Origin of the sequence: Citrobacter sp. TBCS-14 (assembly GCF_005280805.1) — a bacterium.
GTDB lineage: Bacteria > Pseudomonadota > Gammaproteobacteria > Enterobacterales > Enterobacteriaceae > Citrobacter > Citrobacter gillenii.
In genome coordinates, this window is the sequence record NZ_SZWM01000838.1 from 250 (window position 1) to 500 (window position 251).

At 49.0% G+C, this 251-nt stretch carries 1 pseudogene; it reads right to left on the bottom strand.

Annotated elements, in window-relative coordinates:
• Nucleotides 1–251, bottom strand: a pseudogene (locus FDX22_RS31735) (phosphoglycerate dehydrogenase); the annotation flags it as partial.

Sequence of the window (251 nt, forward strand, 5' to 3'; positions counted from 1 at the left end):
ATACAGAAGCAGCCAATCGCGACCAGTTTCTCTGCGGCGTCAATCACATCTTCAGTCAGATGGGTACGGGATCGCAGGCCAATGAAATGGGCATCACGGATGGACTCTTTCAGTTGCTCAGTGTCCAGAGCGCCTTTGTGAAACTCGATGTTGGTATAACCTGCTGCACGAAGGCTTTCGAGCGCTTTTTGATGCACGCCTTCAACCAGCAGAAATTTAATCTTCTCTTTCTCCAGTGATACCTTTGCCAT